This is a genomic window from Methylobacterium mesophilicum, from assembly GCF_022179445.1.
Classification (GTDB): Bacteria; Pseudomonadota; Alphaproteobacteria; order Rhizobiales; family Beijerinckiaceae; genus Methylobacterium; species Methylobacterium mesophilicum.
This window is the reverse complement of sequence record NZ_BPQU01000027.1, coordinates 26,847-42,184: the sequence shown is the minus strand read 5'-3', so window position 1 is coordinate 42,184 and position 15,338 is coordinate 26,847. Positions and strand designations below refer to the sequence as shown.

General features: G+C 69.6%; 12 protein-coding genes and 1 pseudogene. 7 read left to right on the top strand and 6 right to left on the bottom strand.

Annotated features, from left to right (window positions below; translation table 11 throughout):
- Positions 1-34 precede the first annotated feature (34 nt).
- On the bottom strand, positions 35-1,249 hold the full coding sequence (locus tag MFF40_RS21820) for a UbiH/UbiF family hydroxylase (RefSeq protein ID WP_238262208.1): 1,215 nt from the start codon (positions 1,247-1,249) through the stop codon (positions 35-37).
- A 586-nt stretch (positions 1,250-1,835) separates the two neighbouring features.
- On the opposite strand from MFF40_RS21820, the pseudogene MFF40_RS21815 reads away from it, so the two are divergent.
- Together MFF40_RS21815 and MFF40_RS21810 are read left to right on the top strand one after the other, a co-directional pair.
- A pseudogene (locus MFF40_RS21815) lies at positions 1,836-1,943 on the top strand (type II toxin-antitoxin system HicA family toxin); the annotation flags it as partial.
- Complete coding sequence (locus MFF40_RS21810; RefSeq protein WP_147856716.1) at positions 1,940-2,392, top strand: type II toxin-antitoxin system HicB family antitoxin; 453 nt, start codon at positions 1,940-1,942, stop codon at positions 2,390-2,392. The pseudogene MFF40_RS21815 and the gene MFF40_RS21810, both read left to right, overlap by 4 nt.
- 34 nt (positions 2,393-2,426) lie before the next feature.
- On the opposite strand, the gene MFF40_RS21805 is transcribed toward MFF40_RS21810, so the two are convergent.
- Complete coding sequence (locus tag MFF40_RS21805) at positions 2,427-3,323, bottom strand: alpha/beta fold hydrolase (RefSeq protein ID WP_147856715.1); 897 nt, start codon at positions 3,321-3,323, stop codon at positions 2,427-2,429.
- 107 nt (positions 3,324-3,430) lie between these two features.
- On the opposite strand from MFF40_RS21805, the gene recG reads away from it, so the two are divergent.
- Together recG and MFF40_RS21795 are read left to right on the top strand one after the other, a co-directional pair.
- On the top strand, positions 3,431-5,650 hold the full coding sequence (gene recG / locus MFF40_RS21800) for an ATP-dependent DNA helicase RecG (RefSeq protein ID WP_238262206.1): 2,220 nt from the start codon (positions 3,431-3,433) through the stop codon (positions 5,648-5,650).
- Between the two features lie 309 nt (positions 5,651-5,959).
- Entirely contained in the window at positions 5,960-6,283 is a 324-nt protein-coding gene (locus tag MFF40_RS21795) for a hypothetical protein (protein WP_147857036.1), read from the top strand.
- A gap of 74 nt (positions 6,284-6,357) precedes the next feature.
- Here MFF40_RS21795 and MFF40_RS21790 read toward each other — a convergent pair whose 3' ends face one another.
- Positions 6,358-7,158: a DUF502 domain-containing protein gene (locus tag MFF40_RS21790; RefSeq protein WP_238262204.1), complete on the bottom strand. Its 801-nt coding sequence runs from the start codon at positions 7,156-7,158 to the stop codon at positions 6,358-6,360.
- 240 nt (positions 7,159-7,398) lie between these two features.
- Positions 7,399-8,313 carry a sugar kinase gene (locus tag MFF40_RS21785; RefSeq protein WP_238262202.1) on the bottom strand — a complete coding sequence of 305 codons (915 nt, stop codon included), beginning with the start codon at positions 8,311-8,313 and terminating at the stop codon, positions 7,399-7,401.
- 765 nt (positions 8,314-9,078) lie between these two features.
- Between MFF40_RS21785 and MFF40_RS21780 the strand changes: the two genes are divergently transcribed.
- Positions 9,079-10,104 carry a PAS domain-containing protein gene (locus MFF40_RS21780; protein WP_238262200.1) on the top strand — a complete coding sequence of 342 codons (1,026 nt, stop codon included), beginning with the start codon at positions 9,079-9,081 and terminating at the stop codon, positions 10,102-10,104.
- A 217-nt stretch (positions 10,105-10,321) separates the two neighbouring features.
- On the opposite strand, the gene MFF40_RS21775 is transcribed toward MFF40_RS21780, so the two are convergent.
- A complete protein-coding gene (locus MFF40_RS21775) occupies positions 10,322-10,750 on the bottom strand; it encodes a Ros/MucR family transcriptional regulator (protein ID WP_147855695.1) in 429 nt (142 codons plus the stop codon).
- A gap of 951 nt (positions 10,751-11,701) precedes the next feature.
- Here MFF40_RS21775 and MFF40_RS21770 point away from each other — a divergent pair.
- The gene (locus MFF40_RS21770; RefSeq protein ID WP_238262198.1) at positions 11,702-13,102 is read left to right on the top strand and encodes a DUF4105 domain-containing protein; all 1,401 of its coding nucleotides are present in this window, start codon (positions 11,702-11,704) and stop codon (positions 13,100-13,102) included.
- Between the two features lie 333 nt (positions 13,103-13,435).
- Here MFF40_RS21770 and MFF40_RS21765 read toward each other — a convergent pair whose 3' ends face one another.
- On the bottom strand, positions 13,436-14,665 hold the full coding sequence (locus MFF40_RS21765; protein ID WP_238262196.1) for a serine hydrolase domain-containing protein: 1,230 nt from the start codon (positions 14,663-14,665) through the stop codon (positions 13,436-13,438).
- 331 nt (positions 14,666-14,996) lie between these two features.
- Between MFF40_RS21765 and MFF40_RS21760 the strand changes: the two genes are divergently transcribed.
- Entirely contained in the window at positions 14,997-15,323 is a 327-nt protein-coding gene (locus tag MFF40_RS21760; RefSeq protein ID WP_238262195.1) for a DMT family transporter, read from the top strand.
- Positions 15,324-15,338: the final 15 nt, after the last annotated feature.

Here is a 15,338-nt window from a genome sequence, read left to right as displayed (position 1 = left end):
ACGTGTCCGCCCAACTCCCATCGAGAGAACGCGCTCAGCGCGCGCCGCGCATCAATTCCGGCGCGCCGAGCCGCGGCAGCACGCCCTCGCGCATCACGATCCGCCGGAGCGGACCGAGATGCGACATCGCCAGCAGCCCGAGGCCCCGCAGCGCGTCGACCGGAACGAGGTCGGTGAGCAGACTGCGGTTGAGGAGGTCGACCGCGGCGGTGCGGGCCGCGGCATCGAGGCGGCGGCTCCGGGCGTAGCCGTCGAGCACCGGCCGGCCGCCGGGATCGCGGCCATCGCGGGATGCGGCCACCAGCAGGTCGCGCAGGGCGGCGGCGTCGCGCAGGCCGAGATTGAGGCCCTGCGCGCCGATCGGCGGGAAGACGTGGGCCGCCTCGCCGACGAGCGCCAGGCGCTGCGCCACCGGGCTCGACACGGACAGGCCGCGCATCGGCACGAGGCCCCGGGGGCCGTCGATCCGCATCGCGCCGAGCATCGCCCGGGCCTGACGCTCCACCGCCTGGCCCAGGGCGGCGTCGTCCAGGGCCGCGAGGCGCCGCGCGGCGCCCTCCCCGGTGACCCAGACAAGGCTCGACCGGTGGCCGCCCGGCAGCGGTACCAGGGTGAACGGGCCGGAGCGGGTGTGGAACTCGGTGGAGACGTCCCGGTGCGGGCGCTCATGCGCCAGGATCGTGGTGATGGCGCTCTGCGGGTAGGTCCAGTCGCGCACGCGCACGCCGCTGGCGGCCCGGAGCGGGGAGCGGCCCCCGTCGGCACCCACCACCAGCCGCGCCGCGACCGTACCGCCATCCGCGAGCGTCAGGCGCGAGACCGCCTCGCCGGGGACGGCGCCGGCCGCATCCGCCTCGACCAGGGTGAGATTCGCTTGGGCGCGGGCCCGGATGCGCAGGCTCTCGACCAGGCGGGCGCTCTCGACGTTCCAGCCGAAGGCGTCCAGCCCGATCTCGGCGGCCTGGAAGCGCACCGGCGGCGGCCGGAACAGGCTGCCGGTGTCGTCGATGATCTGCAGGGTGCACAGCGGACTGGCCTGCGGTGCCACCGCCTCCCAGGCGCCCAGAGCCTCCAGGAAGCGCACCGAGCCGTCCAGCAGCGCGACCGTGCGCCCGTCCGCCACGGGGGCGTGACGGCCGACCAGGGCGGTCCGGATGCCGGCCTGGGCGCTCGCCAAGGCGGCGGACAGCCCCGCGGCTCCCGCGCCCACCACGGCGACGTCGAAAGGTGTGTTGGCCACTTCTGACATGCTGCCCGACGTTATCTTTCCAACCGCCCGCGCCCGTGATCCCGGTCGGTTCGGCCATCTCGGCCGAGTCGTCCTTATGGGACGGGTCTTATCTGAGTCTTCCGGTCATCCTGCCAATCCTGATCGCCGCCGCCACGGCGCCGCAGGCCACCGAGCGATTGGCCTGCCCGGTGGAGACCCCGCTCGCGAGGTAGGACGCGGCCGCACGCGGACCAACATTGATAGGAGATCGAAAATCCACAGTTCTGTGGACTTCCACGCATCTGTGGAACGACCGATATCTGCATGAATGCGAGCGAACTCCGCAGGCTCCTTGCCTGCGGGTTACATAGGTTTGAGGCGCAGGCGTTGGTTCAGACCGCGACGCGCCCCCTCTCCCGTGCGGGAGAGGGCTGGGGTGAGGGACCAGGGTTTTCCGGAAAGCGCGCATCCCTCACCCTGTCCCTCTCCCGCACGGGAGAGGGGACCCGCGCCTTCTGCGCTCACGGCATGATCACGGCTACGGTCGAAACCTGTGTAGGCCGTAGGGCTCCTCGCCGCGAAGGGCTGCACGTTCGAGAACCACAAGGGTGGCTCGGGCCATCTCACGGTCCGGCGCGGCGATCGGGTGTCGCAGATCCCGATGCATGGCGGCCGGAAGGAACTCGGTACGAGTCTCGTCAACCGCATCCTGAAGCCGTTGGACCTCAAGTGACTGGCTACATCTTCGATCTCGAAGCCGACGACAACGGGACGTACCTCACGACCTGTGCGGCCTTTCCCGAGATCACGACGTATGTCGAGGATCCGGCCGCCCTTCCCGTGCACGGCTTGGGGGCCCTGGAGGAAGCCCTGGCGGCGCGCATCGCCCGCAACGAGGACATACCCGCACCGGCGCCGGTCGAGGCCCCCGACGCTCGGGACGGACGCGTCATCAGGACTTGGGTGAAGCTGCCGTTGCAGACCGACCTCAAGGTGATGCTCTACCGGATGCTGCGGAGCAAAGGCATCACGCGCGCCGAGCTGCAGCGCCAGCTCGGCTGGAACCGGGAGAGCGTCGACCGGCTGTTCAGGCTCGATCATCAGACCCGGACGGCACAGTTCGATGCGGCCTACCGGGCGCTCGGCTACGAGCTGAGCGTGCAGAGCGTGCCGGTGGCTTGAGCGCCGCCCTTTTGCATCGTCCGAACGCGCCGGTTCACCCGAGGAACGCCGAGAGTTCGCGAAAAACTTCCTCCGGCCTCTCTTCCTGCAGCGTGTGCCCGCAATCGAGCGCCCGGCCCGAGACGTTCGTGGCCTTCTCGCGCCAGGTCTCCAGCACGTCGTAGGTCTGGCCGACCGTGCCCTGCGCCCCCCAGAGCGCCAGCAGCGGCGCCGTGATCCGGGCGTCCGCATCGGCCGCGTCGTGCTCCAGGTCGATGCCCGCCGCCGCCCGGTAATCCTCGCAGATCGCGTGGCGGCAGGCCGGATCACTGTAGCAGCGCAGGTATTCCGAAACGAGGTCCGGCGGGGTCGAGCCCGGAGTCTTGGACTGGCCCTCGATGTGGTGGCGCAGGAAGTATTCCGGGTCCGCACCGATCAGCGTTTCGGGCAGCGGATGCGGCTGGATGAAGAAGAACCACCAGAAGTACCGGGTGGCGAAGGCCTTGTCGGTGCGGGCGTACATCGTCGCCGTGGGGGCGATGTCGAACAGGGCCAGGCGTTCGACCCGCTCCGGATGGTCCAGGGCCAGGCGGTGGGCGACGCGGCCGCCGCGATCGTGGCCCACGAGGGCGAACTGGTCGTGGCCGAGCGCGCGCATCACCGCCACCGCGTCCGCCGCCATGGCGCGCTTGGCGTAGGCCGCGTGGCGTTCGCCGCCCGGGGGCTTGTCCGAATCGCCGTAGCCGCGCAGGTCCATGGCCACGATGGTGCGGCGCTCGGCCAGGCGCGGGGCGACGTGGAGCCAGGTCGACAGGGTCTGCGGGTGGCCGTGCAGCAGCAGGACCGGCGGCCCGGAGCCCCCGGAGCGGGCGTGGATCGTCACGCCGGGTTCGGTCTCGATTCGGTGCCGGTCGAAGCCCGGCAGAAAATCGGTGGCGCAATCCTTGGCCATGCGCTCGGTCGCCTCCGTCCCCTGGGCCCGTGTCCCTTGCGCCGCACTGGCGCGCCGGGATGCACGGGATGATAAGGCGGCTCCGGCAGGATGTCCGCCGAGCCACCATGACAGATGCACGCGCGACTCAGGACGCCGCCCTCCGGGACGCGGCGGTGAACGACCCGGACGCCGAGGCGCCGGAGGGCGAGGCCGTCCGCGCGCCGCTGCTGCGTCCGAGCATCCTCGATCCCCTGTTCGCCCCGGCCCGCGCCCTGCCGGGCGTCGGCCCCAAGATGGCCCCGCTCATCGAAAAACTGCTCGGCACGCCCGAGCGGGAGGCCCGGATCGTGGACCTGCTGTTCCACCTGCCCCAGGGCGGCGTCCCGCGCCGGCTGATGGGCTCGGTCAGCGAAGCGCCCGTGGGCGAGCCGGTGACCGTCGGGGTCACCGTGGTGGCCCACCGTCCGGCCCAGATCGGGTCGGGCAAGCGCCCGCACCGGGTGCTGGTGGAGGATTCCACCGGCGACATCTCCCTGGTGTTCTTCGGCATGCCCCGCGCCCGGGTGGAGAAGATGCTGCCGCTGGGCGCCCATCGCTACATCACCGGCCGGATCGACCTGTGGGACGGCACCCGCCAGATGGTCCACCCATCCCGGATCGTGGACGAGGCCGGCCTCGCCGAGCTGCCCGCCGTCGAGCCGATCTACGGCGCCACCGAGGGGCTGACCTCCCGGGCGATCAACAAGCTCGCGGTGGCGGCCCTCGACCGGCTGCCGACCCTGCCCGAATGGCAGGATCCGGCCTGGCTGGAGAAGAACCGCCTGCCGGCCTTCGCGGATGCGCTGCGCGTCGAGCACCGCCCCGAGGAGCCCCTCCCGAAGGCCGAGGATCCGCTTCAGCCGCCGCCCGCCACCCCGGCCCGGCGGCGCCTGTCCTACGATGAATTGCTCGCCTCGCAGCTGGCGCTCGCCCTGATGCGGGCCCGGCAGCGGCGCAAGGCCGGCCGGGTCAACGCCGGCGACGGGGCGCTGAGCGGGCGCATCCAGGCCGCCCTGCCCTTCGCGCTCACCGGCGCCCAGGCCCGGGCGGTGGCGGAGATCCGCGCGGATCTGGCCGCCCCGCGCCGGATGCTGCGCCTGCTCCAGGGCGATGTCGGCTCGGGCAAGACCGCGGTGGCCCTGCTCGCCCTGGCCTCGGCCGTCGAGGCCGGGCGGCAGGCCGCCCTGATGGCGCCCACCGAGATCCTGGCGCGGCAGCATTTCGAGCGGCTGCAGCCGCTGGCCGGCGGTCTGCGCCTGCGCCTGATGACCGGCCGCGACCGGGCCTCGGAGCGCAAGAGCACGCTCGCCGCCCTCGCGGCGGGCGAGATCGACATCCTGGTCGGCACCCACGCCCTGTTCCAGGAGGCGGTGACCTTTCGCGATCTCGGCTTGGCGGTGGTCGACGAGCAGCATCGGTTCGGCGTCCACCAGCGCCTGGCGCTGGGCGCCAAGGGTGAGGCAGTCGATTTTCTGGTCATGACCGCGACGCCGATCCCGCGCACCCTGGCGCTGACCTTCTTCGGCGACATGGACGTCTCGGTCCTCGACGAGAAACCCGCCGGCCGCCAGCCGATCCGCACCCTCACCCTGCCGACCGAGCGGATCGACGAGGTCGTGGCGGGGCTCGCCCGGGCGATCGCCACGGGGGAGCGGGTCTACTGGATCTGCCCGCTCGTGGAGGAATCCGAGTTCATCGACCTCGCCGCCGCGGCCGAGCGCTTCGACGACCTGAAACAGCATTTCGGCGACGCGGTCGGGCTGATCCACGGCAAGATGCCGGGCCCCGAGAAGGATTCCGCCATGGCCCGGTTCGCCGCCGGGGAGACCAAGGTCCTGGTCTCGACCACGGTGGTCGAGGTGGGGGTCGACGTGCCCGAGGCGACCATCATGGTGATCGAGCATGCCGAGCGGTTCGGCCTGGCGCAACTGCACCAGCTCCGTGGCCGGGTCGGACGCGGCTCCAAGGCGTCGTCCTGCCTGCTGCTCTACCGCGGGCCGCTCGGGCAGGTGGCGCGGGCGCGGCTGGAGATGATGCGCGACAGCGAGGACGGCTTCCGCATCGCCGAGGCCGACCTGAAGCTGCGCGGCGAGGGCGAGGTGCTCGGCACCCGTCAGTCGGGCCTCGCCGCCTTCCGGCTGGCGCGGCTCGAGAGCGACGGCGACCTGCTCGTGGCCGCCCGGGACGACGCCCGGATGATCGTCGAGCGCGATCCCGGCCTGAAGAGCCCGCGCGGGCAGGCGCTGCGGGTGCTGCTCTACCTGTTCGAGCGCGACGCCGCGATCCGGCTGATCGGGGCTGGCTGACCAAGAGTTTCCTGAACGGCGCCGTTCAGGAAAGGCCGCCGTTCAGAAAAGCGCCGCCCCGGTCATGTGCGCTAGGGAACATGACGCACGGAACCGTCCGCTGATGCATGACAGGCACGCTTGTCCGAAAAAGATGTTCTTGATCAGGAGCTTGGTTCTGCGCGCGGAAGCTTCGCCGGGGCCTTAGAGGCGGCGGGAGAGCGCGTAGGCAGGGGCCTTGACCTTGCATCAGCCACAATCGTCCCTTAACTGTAGATGAACGAATGGCCCGGTAAGCCGGGACATCACGGACGAATCTGGAGGACGGACATGTCGAACGGACTGTTCCAAAACCTGCCGGGCTCCCACGAGATGGCCGGTATCCAAGCCCTGCCGACCGAGCCTTGGCTGCTGCCGATCTCGGACGGCGCCGTCGCAGCGGTGACGAAGACGTCGGAGGATCTGCAGGCCGCCGTCCGGCGGGCCGCGCGTCCCTTCTGGCTGGCCGCCAACGGGCTCTGCATCGCGCTGGGCCTGGCCCTGACCATCCAGTGCGCCACCGGTTGGACCCCGACTCCGACCCGCAGCGCCGTGACGGTCGCCCAGGCCACGCCGCCGACCATCGCGCCGCAGACGGCTTCGCTGCAGCGCTGAGCCGCACGAATTCAGGCTGACCGACGGATTTCAGGGCCGTCCCGCGCGCGCGGGGCGGCCCTTTCCGTTGGGCCTCACGCGTCCTGCGGCTCCCGGTGGGCCGCCGTGTCGCCCGCCTGCTGCGCCGTCCGCAGGGACGCCGCCATGGCATGGAGCCGACCCTGCGGGTCCTCCGGCTGGATCACGCCGGCCGACATCACCAGCTTGGCCGCGTCGTCGACGCTGATATGCAACTCCACCACCGCCGAGCGCGGCAGGTAGAAGAAGAAGCCCGTGGTCGGGTTGGGCGCGCAGGGCAGGAACACGCCGACCATCTCGTCGGCGCCGGCGGCGTTCCGGGCCTGGAGCGCGCCCTCGACCTCCGGGGAGGCCGGCGCCGACAGGAACACCACCGACCACGTGCCCTTCACCGGGAACTCGACCAGGCCGACCGTGCGGAACGAGGTGCCGTTGGCCGAGAACAGGGTCTCGAAGATCTGGCGCAGGCCCTTGTACAGGCCGGAGATCACCGGGGTGCGGGCCAGCAGCACCTCGCCGAACTCGATCACCGAGCGGCCGACCAGGTTGGCGGTGAGGAAGCCCAGCAGCGTCACCGCCAGGAACGCGATGACGAGGCCGAGGCCGGGGATCGAGAACGGCAGGTAATGGTCCGGCAGGTAGTTCGCCGGCACCAGCGGCTTCACGAACGAATCGATCAGCGCGATGAACCACCACGTGATGTAGGCGGTGATCGCCAGCGGGCCGGCCACGATGACGCCGGTGAGGAAATAGGTGCGCAGCCGTCCCCGCGCGCTGACGCGCGTCTTCGGGGTGGCGGGGCCAGGCGCGGATGCGTCGGGCTCGGGAGCCTGAATCGGCGGGGAACTCGGCGCCACGGGTGCCCTCTCGGCCGCTGGACGTGCGGCGATCCTGCCTGGGGGCGATCGGTCCCCCGAGGGCACAGGTAGCGGCTGCGCTTGTAAGCCTCAAGGGCGGCGGGCCGCATGTGACCCGACGGAAAGGTCCCGGACCCAAAAGGTCGTCGACCTTTGCGGGTGCAGGGCGGAGCCCTGCTGCTCTTCAGGGGCCCACCCCCGAACCCGGCCAAAGGGCAAAGCCCTTTGGAAACCCGATACTCAGAAGGCCAGGGCCGGCATCGCCTCCCGGGGGATCACCGCGCCGCGATGCCCGATCACGGCGCCCGCCAGGCGGTGCGCCTCGGCGGCGGCTGCCTCCGGGGCCAGCCCGGCGATGCGCGCCGCGAGGTAGCCGGCCGCGAAGCTGTCGCCCGCGGCCGTCGTGTCGACCACCCGGTCCACCGGGCCGGCCGGCACCTTCGTGTCCGACGTCCCGTGCAGCACCCGGGCGACCGGGACCGGGCCGTCCGCGGTCTTGAGCACGATCTCGGCACGGCCGCGGTGGCGCAGCACCTCCTCGTCGCCCGCCTCGCCGAACAGCCAGTCCAGGTCCTCCACCGAGGCGAAGATCAGGTCCGCCTGCGCCAGGGCTGCGCGGAACGCCGCCCGGGCCACCTCCCAGTCCGGCCAGCCGCGGGGCCGGTAATTGGTGTCGAACGCGACCCGCCCGCCCCGGGCGCGCAGGGCCGCCAGGGTCTCGGCGAGCGCCGCGCGGCCGGCCTCGCCGTAGAGCGACAGGCTGATCCCGGAGACGTAGACGAGGTCGTCGGCCTCCAGGGCGGCGCGCGTCTCGGCGGCGCCCGGTTCCGAGAACAGGTCCCGGGCGGCGGCGCTGTCGCGCCAGTAATGGAAGCTGCGTTCGCCCGCGTCGTCGGTGCGGATGATGTAGAGCCCCGGCATCCGGCCCGGCAGGCGGCGGACCCGCTCGAGGCCGATGCCCTCGCGGCCCCAGGCTTCCACCATCGCGTCGCTCCAGGGATCATCCCCCAGGGCGGTCACGTAATCCACCGTCACGCCGAGGCGGGCGAGGTAGAGGGCGGTGTTGAGCGTGTCGCCGCCGAAGCCGCGGACCAGGCTCCCGTCCGGCCGCTCCGACAACTCGACCATGCACTCGCCGACGCAGGCGACCCTCATGCGGCTTCTCCCTGTGCGGAGCCTCGACCGGCCCGGTGGAGGACCGGCCCCGTCCGGCCTGGCCTGTCAATCGCGCGGTCGCCGCGCGAACGCGAACCGGTCTGGAGATGGCGCGCATCGACCCGATCCGCCATCCGGTTTGCGGGCGTCGCGCGCCGTCTCCCAGCGCACATCCATAGGTTGGCGAGGGCATAGACCGTATCGGGGAGCGGAAAATCCGCTTTGAACAATATCGGTAACATAAAATTCAATCTGGCAACAGCATAACTGATTATCGTCCGGCGTATCGCAAGGACATTATTGCTGCCGAACTCAAATCGAAATCGTAACACGTAGTCATATCTGTTACGTGTCGAGGCCGGTGTCATTCACTGCGAATGAGTCACGAGATACACGACTGTAAAATGTCTCCAGAAAATTTTATCGATCTCTAATGATCGAGACCATCGATAATGCATAACCGATCTACCGAACGAGCGGGGTGAATCAGAAGGCGAATTTGTATATCCTATGAGGGTCGATACCTCGGCAGATCCGAACGGCATCGATTTGTATCGGGATGAGTTCGATTCTTGTGCAGGACAGGAGGGGCCCGATCGCACGCAACCGGAAGCCGGGGCCGCGGCTTTGCGGGCGTTTGGGAAGCCCCTCGCGCGAGGCCTTCGGCGCGATGGCCGGTCTCGAACGACAGCCTGTGGCCGGCCCGGTCCGACCGGAATGGGTCTGACGCCATGGCGGCCACGCATAGACCCGAGAGGGATTGAGATGTTTCACTCCGCCCTCAGCGCGCTGACATTCTCGTCCGGGGAATTCCTGACGCTCACCGAGAGCCGGGGGTTGAGCGGAGCCTGGAGCTGGGTGCTCGCGGGTGGCGAGCAGATCTGGTCGCCGGGGTTCTTCCGCCTGCTCGGCCTCGTCCCGAATGCCGCCAAGGCGCATTACGACCTGCTCCTGAACCTGGTCCATCCGGAGGATCGGCACCGGCTGCCGTCGCTCGGCGATGTCCGGCAGGGCCACGTCCCTCGCGAGACGATCGTCCGGGTGATTCGCCCGAACGGAACGGTCCGCATCCTCTCGTTGATGATGGAGGCGCGCTTCTCCGGGGACGGAAGGCCCGTGGCCGTGAACGGCACCGCCCTCGACGTCACCGACCGCGAGCAGCAGGTGCTGATGCGCCAGGCGGAGCGGCGGCGGCGGGGGGCCCTGTATCTGACGGAGCACATTGCGTGCTTCGCGCTCGGTCTCGATCGCCGCTTCGAGTTCCCCTTCGAGGTGGCGCAGGTGCATGGTGTCTCGCACGAGGAGATCTGCATCAATCCCTACGTCATGGTCGTTCCCGAAGAGCGGCAGGCCTTTCAGGACGCGGCCGCGGCGCAGATCGAGCGGCGGCAGTTCTTCCAGGGCACGGTCCACGAGCGCCTCGCCAACGGCGAGCTCTGGCATTTCAAGATCGTCACGGTCCCGGTCCGGGATCCGGATGGCACCTATCTCGGCCGCTGCGGGCTGAAGCACCCGGTCCGAAGCCCCATGCCGATCGCGCCGGCTATGGGCGAGGGGCTCGATCAGTGCGTGACCGGCCACCACCTGCGCGCCGCGCGCGCCCTGCTCGACTGGTCGATGATGGACCTGGCCCAGGCCAGCGGCCTGTCGCATTCCACTGTCCGGCGCCTGGAGGAGGACAGCGAGCATCGGGGTAGCCGATCGCGCCTTCAGGCCGTCGCGGCGCTGCGCCGATCCGGCATCCGGTTCATCCCGATGGATGACGGCACGCTGGCGGTGGCCAGGCGCTGAGCGGTTCGGGAGCGGACCCGCCGTAAGGGCCGGCCCGCCCTCGGCCGCTTCTTGCTGGGCGCGGCAGCCGGCAAGCGGCGCCGGATCTGCGCCGGGGGCACCCGCATGCCAGTCGGTGCGAGAGCCGGCATCGGGGCGGTCAAGGTGCGCGTCCCGCGCAACCGGTCCGGTCGGCCCGAACCGGGGCCCGGTCCGCGCCGGGACGCGCACGCTTGAGTCAGGCGACCTTGTGGCCGAGCTGGATCGCCTTGGCGATCTGCGAGCGCCGCTCGGCGTAGCTCGGGGCGACCATCGGGTAGTCGGCGGGCAGGCCGAACTTGGCGCGGTAGCGCTCGGGGGTGAGGCCGTGGGCGGTGAGGTGCCGCTTGAGCGTCTTGTAGGGACGGCCGTCGATGAAGCTGATCAGGCCGTCCTGGCCGATCGAGGCCTCGATCTGCGCGGCCGTCGGGCCGGTCCAGGCCGAGGTCGAGCCGGCGGTGCTGCCCTGAAGCACCGAGATCGCCGTGTGCACCTGATCGATCAGAACCGGCAGTTCGCCAACACCGACGGCGTTCCGCGATACATAAGCCGCGACCAGTGAAGCCGTGCACTTGATCAAGTCGTAGTTCGGTTCCGGCATCTTTTCGTGCAGCTCGATAGTCGTCATGTTCCCCTCGCTTCAGGTTGCCGCGGCGTTACAAGTCCGAAGGGGAGGGATACGGATAATTTTACCGGATCGTCCCGTGCGAACTTCTACGCGACTGCTGATGTCCCGCCAGAATTGGCGACTAACAATACGAAACTGCGGCGAATTGTCTAGGGTTTACCTTGGATAGTATTTGAACACAATTTGTCCTACAAATCCAACACGAGGTTGCTCGTTTCGTGGATCCAGACAGATAATGTTCAATCGGACGGGCCGACGCAGTCGAAGCACGCGGCGATGGCTACCTGGGGTGGCCCAAAAAGCTCACCTGCTCGCCGCTAATGAGGAGCAAGCCCGTTGCGCGAAGAGCTATTGAATGCGGACAGGGATTTGTTTTTAATTTGAAAACCGAGCTATAACTATAATTATCCTGTGAGATAATTATGAATACCGACAATAAAATAAATAGTGCATCTATAGATTTATATAAGGCCTTTAATAATTAGTTCCTTATGGATTTGATTGAATCTTCTTAATACGGTCGCTATTTCGCAACCCTTCTAGACAATGCGGGGTTTAAATCTTAGGTTTTTATTGAATAAAGTTATCATCGTCGAGCCTATATCGTATGAAACGTCGGTTTTTAAGCGCGAGGACTGATCTGCGCTGGGGCGACGCCCCGGAGCGGTGTCCGGTCCGCGTGAATCGGCTGCCGTTCCCGAAACGTCACCCGGTCGGACGGCATGGCGGAGCCGGTCGTTCGCTTTGGACATCTCGGCGTCCGGCGCGACGGCCGCGATTGCCTTAACCTGGTCCTTAGGCGAGTCGTGGAAGGTGCCGGCGCGCTCGCCGCCGAAATGGATACCGGTTCGGCGTCAGCGAGCGCGTCGAATCCAGGACCCGAGCCGCTCCCGATGGCAACGCGATCGGGAGCGGCTCGGGTCGCACGCGCGCTTCCGAAGACGACCTGCCATGTCCCATCGTTCATCCCTGGAAACCCGGCCCGACGGCCTCGATCCGGATCGTCCGATCCGGGAGGGCAACGCCCGGATGGCTCCGCTGTGGCAGGTGCTGGTCGGGGGCGAGGCGGTCCGCCGCCATGCGCACCTGATCCTGGCCGCCGGCGTGGCCCTGGCCCTGCTGGGCGCCGCCGTGATGATCGATGCCCTCGCGGGGGCGGTCCACATCCCGGAGCGCTGGTTCGGCCTGCTCCTGCTGGTGGACGCCCTCGGTTCGCTCGGCGCCGGCCTGATCGCCGCGGGGGCGGCCCGGCGGCTGCGGATCTTCAAGGGCCTGTTCCTGGCCGTGGCGGCCATCCTGATCATGATGGCCTCGGCCTCGAGCTTCTTCCTGCTGGCGATGCTGTTCGGCACCGTCTTCCTGGTCGACGGCACGGTCCGGATCGTCCTCGCCTACCTGCTGAAGTTCCCCGAATGGCGCACCTCGGTGGCGCTCGGCGCGCTGGGCGTCGCCTTCGGCGTGTTCCACCTGCAGCCCTGGCCGACCTGGTATGTCGGCACGGTCGGCTACTGCATCGGGATGTTCCTGGTCATCAACGGCCTGCGGCTGGCCCTGGCGGGCCTGCGCACCCGGCGGACGGCCCCGGTGCCGGTGCCGGAGGGGGCGTCGGCCCCGGGCTCCGACAGCCTGACCGTCTATGTCTGGACGCCGACCGGCCAGGCCACGACGCCGGCCACGCAGCGGCTGGTCCGGCGCTACGTCGCCTCCGTGGACGTGGCGGGGCGCTACTCCACCGGCCACGCCGCCCTCGAACTGGGGGGCGACCTCTATATCAGCCACTACCCCGCGGTGGAGATCGACCGCTCGCCGGCCAACCTCCGGTCGAGCCTGCGCGCCGGCCCCGAGAACGACGTCCCCGGCCGGTTCCTGCCGTCGCATCGCGCGGAGGTCGCGGATTGGTGCGAGGCCACCGTCGCGGTCACGCTCGACGGCGTCGACGGCCCCCGGCTGCGGGCGTTCTGGGACGCCTATCACCGCGACACGACCTACAACTTCATCAGCCGCAACTGCTCGACCACGGTCGCCCGCGCCCTGGACGTGGCGGTGGAGGGCGCGTTCAGCCGGGACGGGCATCCCTGGCGCAACCTCGCCCAGGCCCTCACCAGCCCGGAATTCTGGGCGGCGGCCCTGCTGCGCAACGGCGCCCGGTCGATGACCTGGACCCCCGGGCTGGTTCTCGACTACGCCCGGGCGCTGAGCGCCCTGGTCGATCCGGCCTCGCCCGTGACGTCCATCGCCTGGGCCAGTGTCGGCCGGCGTTTCATCCGCAACGGCCGGGTCGGGTCGCTGACACGCGTGTTCCAGCTTGCCCGGCGCCGGCCCGCATCGGGCGCGGGCCCGACCGAGGCTTGAGCGGCCTCCCTGCCCGCCCGGCTGTTGCCTATGATGTTCGCAGGTCGTTTCCGGCGAAGCGCGACCTGCTCCCTTTCCCGCACGGGCTATCGGCTTCACCCATCCCCGGATGTGGCGCGGGTCCCCTCTCCCGTGCGGGAGAGGGACAGGGTGAGGGATGCGACCTCTCCGGAAAGACCTGGTCCCTCACCCCAACCCTCTCCCGCACGGGAGAGGGGGCGCGGCGCGGCTTTGGCAAGCCGATGTGTGAACATCGTAGCCCGCACGGGAGAGGGGACCCGCGCCGCATCCGGAGATGTCTGAGTCTGTGAGGGGGGCAGGCGGCGTGCCGGGTCAGCGGGCCGTGCGGCGGGCGGCGAGGTCGCGGGCGATGGCCTGCATCACCGACAGGGTGTCGACCTCGTCCTGCTCGGCGCCGTGATCGCTGAGCTTCACGATCACGGTGCCGGTCTCGCGGTTGACGTAGACGTACTGGCCGTAGACCCCGATCGCCGAGATGTCGCTCTCGTCGCCCCCGGGGGCGTGCCACCACTGGGCCGAATACTGCCAGCCATCGACCGCCCGGCGGGCCGGCGTCTCGATCCGGTCGATCCAGCGGGCCGGGATGATGCGGTTCTGCCCGGCGCGGCCCTGGTCGGCCACCAGGAGCCCCAGGCGGGCGAAGTCGCGGGGCACGGCGTTGATGCAGCAGAACGCCTTCTCGATGCCGCCGGCCCGGTCGAGGTTCCAGGTGGCGTCGGCCTGGGCGCCCATCGGCTTCCAGATCCGCTCCGAGAGCAGGTCCGCCAGCGGCTTGCCCTCGACCCGCGCCAGGATCAGGCCGAGCAGCTCGGTGTCGATGCTGCGGTAGCGGCCCTGGCTGCCGGGCTTGAACGCCAGATGCGCGTTGTCGCGCACGAAGGCGGTGATGTCCCGGGTCAGGTACATCCCGGCGGTGCCGGTGAGCGGATGCTGCGGGTCGTAATTCTCCGGCACGGCGATCCCGCTCGTCATGTCGAGGAGGTCGCGCACGGTGATCTGGCCGAACACCGCGCCGTGGCGCAGCTCGGGCAGCAGGGCCGAGACCCGGTCGGTCTCCGCGAGCTTGCCGCTCGCCACAGCGGCGCCGACCAGCAGCGACACGATCGACTTTGCCACCGACCAGGACGGGAACAGGGTCGCCGGGCCGGTCCCGGGGCGCTGCCATTCATGGATCAGAACCCCGTCCTGCACCACCAGGAAGGCGTTGGTGTGCGTCTCCGCCAGCATCGTCGCGAGCGGGACCGGCTTCCCCTTCCAGGGGACGCGATCGAGGATCGGACTCGGCCGGAATGCCAGGTCGCGGGCCTGTTCGGGCGCCTGCACCACCCGGCTCGGGAACCACGGTCCGATCGCGGACGGCTCGAGGACCGCCAGGGCGGCCAGGGTGACCGGATCGGGGACGTCGATCAGGGTGGTGGCGGTCCAGGCGCAGCCCGTCGCCACGATGCCGCCGGCCGCGGCGATCACGCCCCAGCGCGGGCCCCGTCGGCGCCCCGGGCGGGGACGGGCCGAAGGCTCCGGGATCGCGGACGACGAGGTCATGATGGATCGGTGTCGCTCTGGATCGTCACGGTCACGGCGCCGTCGACCGGGGTCCGGCGCGCGCGGCGACCATGATGAGGAGGCGTTAACGAAGGGCCAACCGGGCCGGACGTTGCATTCGGATCTCAGCCGCACGTGTCCGGCGCGGGCGATCCGAAAATGTTCATGAATTCCACGGAAAAGGGCTGTCGAAGTCTGGCGGCATCTTATGGGGTGAGACGGCTGCGCACAAACGCCAGCCTGCCGTCCTTGTCTGATCGTCTATGGTGACCCGAAAAGCCGGGTTTCATTTGAGGTTGGCTCCGTTCCTGCACAAAAGGTCTTCCGCGCGATGAACCCTTACCTGATCCTCGGGCTCGCGATCGGCGCGGAGGTCGCCGCCACCCTGGCCCTGAAGGCCGCTGACGGCCTGACGCGGCCCGTGCCGACCCTGATCGTGGCGGTGGGCTACGGCACCGCCCTGTGGCTGATGTCGAGCAGCATGGACATGCTGCCGATCGGGGTCGTCTACGCGATCTGGTCCGGGGTCGGCATGATCGGCGCAGCGCTCGGCGGCGCGTGGCTGTACGGCGAGGCGATCAGCCCGACCATGCTGGTGGGGATCGCGATCATCGCGGTGGGCGTGGCCATCCTGGCTTCCGGGCAGGGCCAGCACTGAGCCGGCCCCGGCTTC

What these genes read in the sequence shown, in the direction of transcription:
- MFF40_RS21820 (WP_238262208.1), bottom strand. Translation starts at nt 1,249, where the DNA reads ATGTCAGAAGTGGCCAACACACCTTTCGACGTCGCCGTGGTGGGCGCG.
- MFF40_RS21805 (WP_147856715.1), bottom strand. Translation starts at nt 3,323, where the DNA reads ATGGCCAAGGATTGCGCCACCGATTTTCTGCCGGGCTTCGACCGGCAC.
- recG (WP_238262206.1), top strand. Translation starts at nt 3,431, where the DNA reads ATGACAGATGCACGCGCGACTCAGGACGCCGCCCTCCGGGACGCGGCG.
- MFF40_RS21795 (WP_147857036.1), top strand. Translation starts at nt 5,960, where the DNA reads ATGTCGAACGGACTGTTCCAAAACCTGCCGGGCTCCCACGAGATGGCC.
- MFF40_RS21785 (WP_238262202.1), bottom strand. Translation starts at nt 8,313, where the DNA reads ATGAGGGTCGCCTGCGTCGGCGAGTGCATGGTCGAGTTGTCGGAGCGG.
- MFF40_RS21780 (WP_238262200.1), top strand. Translation starts at nt 9,079, where the DNA reads ATGTTTCACTCCGCCCTCAGCGCGCTGACATTCTCGTCCGGGGAATTC.
- MFF40_RS21775 (WP_147855695.1), bottom strand. Translation starts at nt 10,750, where the DNA reads ATGACGACTATCGAGCTGCACGAAAAGATGCCGGAACCGAACTACGAC.
- MFF40_RS21770 (WP_238262198.1), top strand. Translation starts at nt 11,702, where the DNA reads ATGTCCCATCGTTCATCCCTGGAAACCCGGCCCGACGGCCTCGATCCG.
- MFF40_RS21765 (WP_238262196.1), bottom strand. Translation starts at nt 14,665, where the DNA reads ATGACCTCGTCGTCCGCGATCCCGGAGCCTTCGGCCCGTCCCCGCCCG.
- MFF40_RS21760 (WP_238262195.1), top strand. Translation starts at nt 14,997, where the DNA reads ATGAACCCTTACCTGATCCTCGGGCTCGCGATCGGCGCGGAGGTCGCC.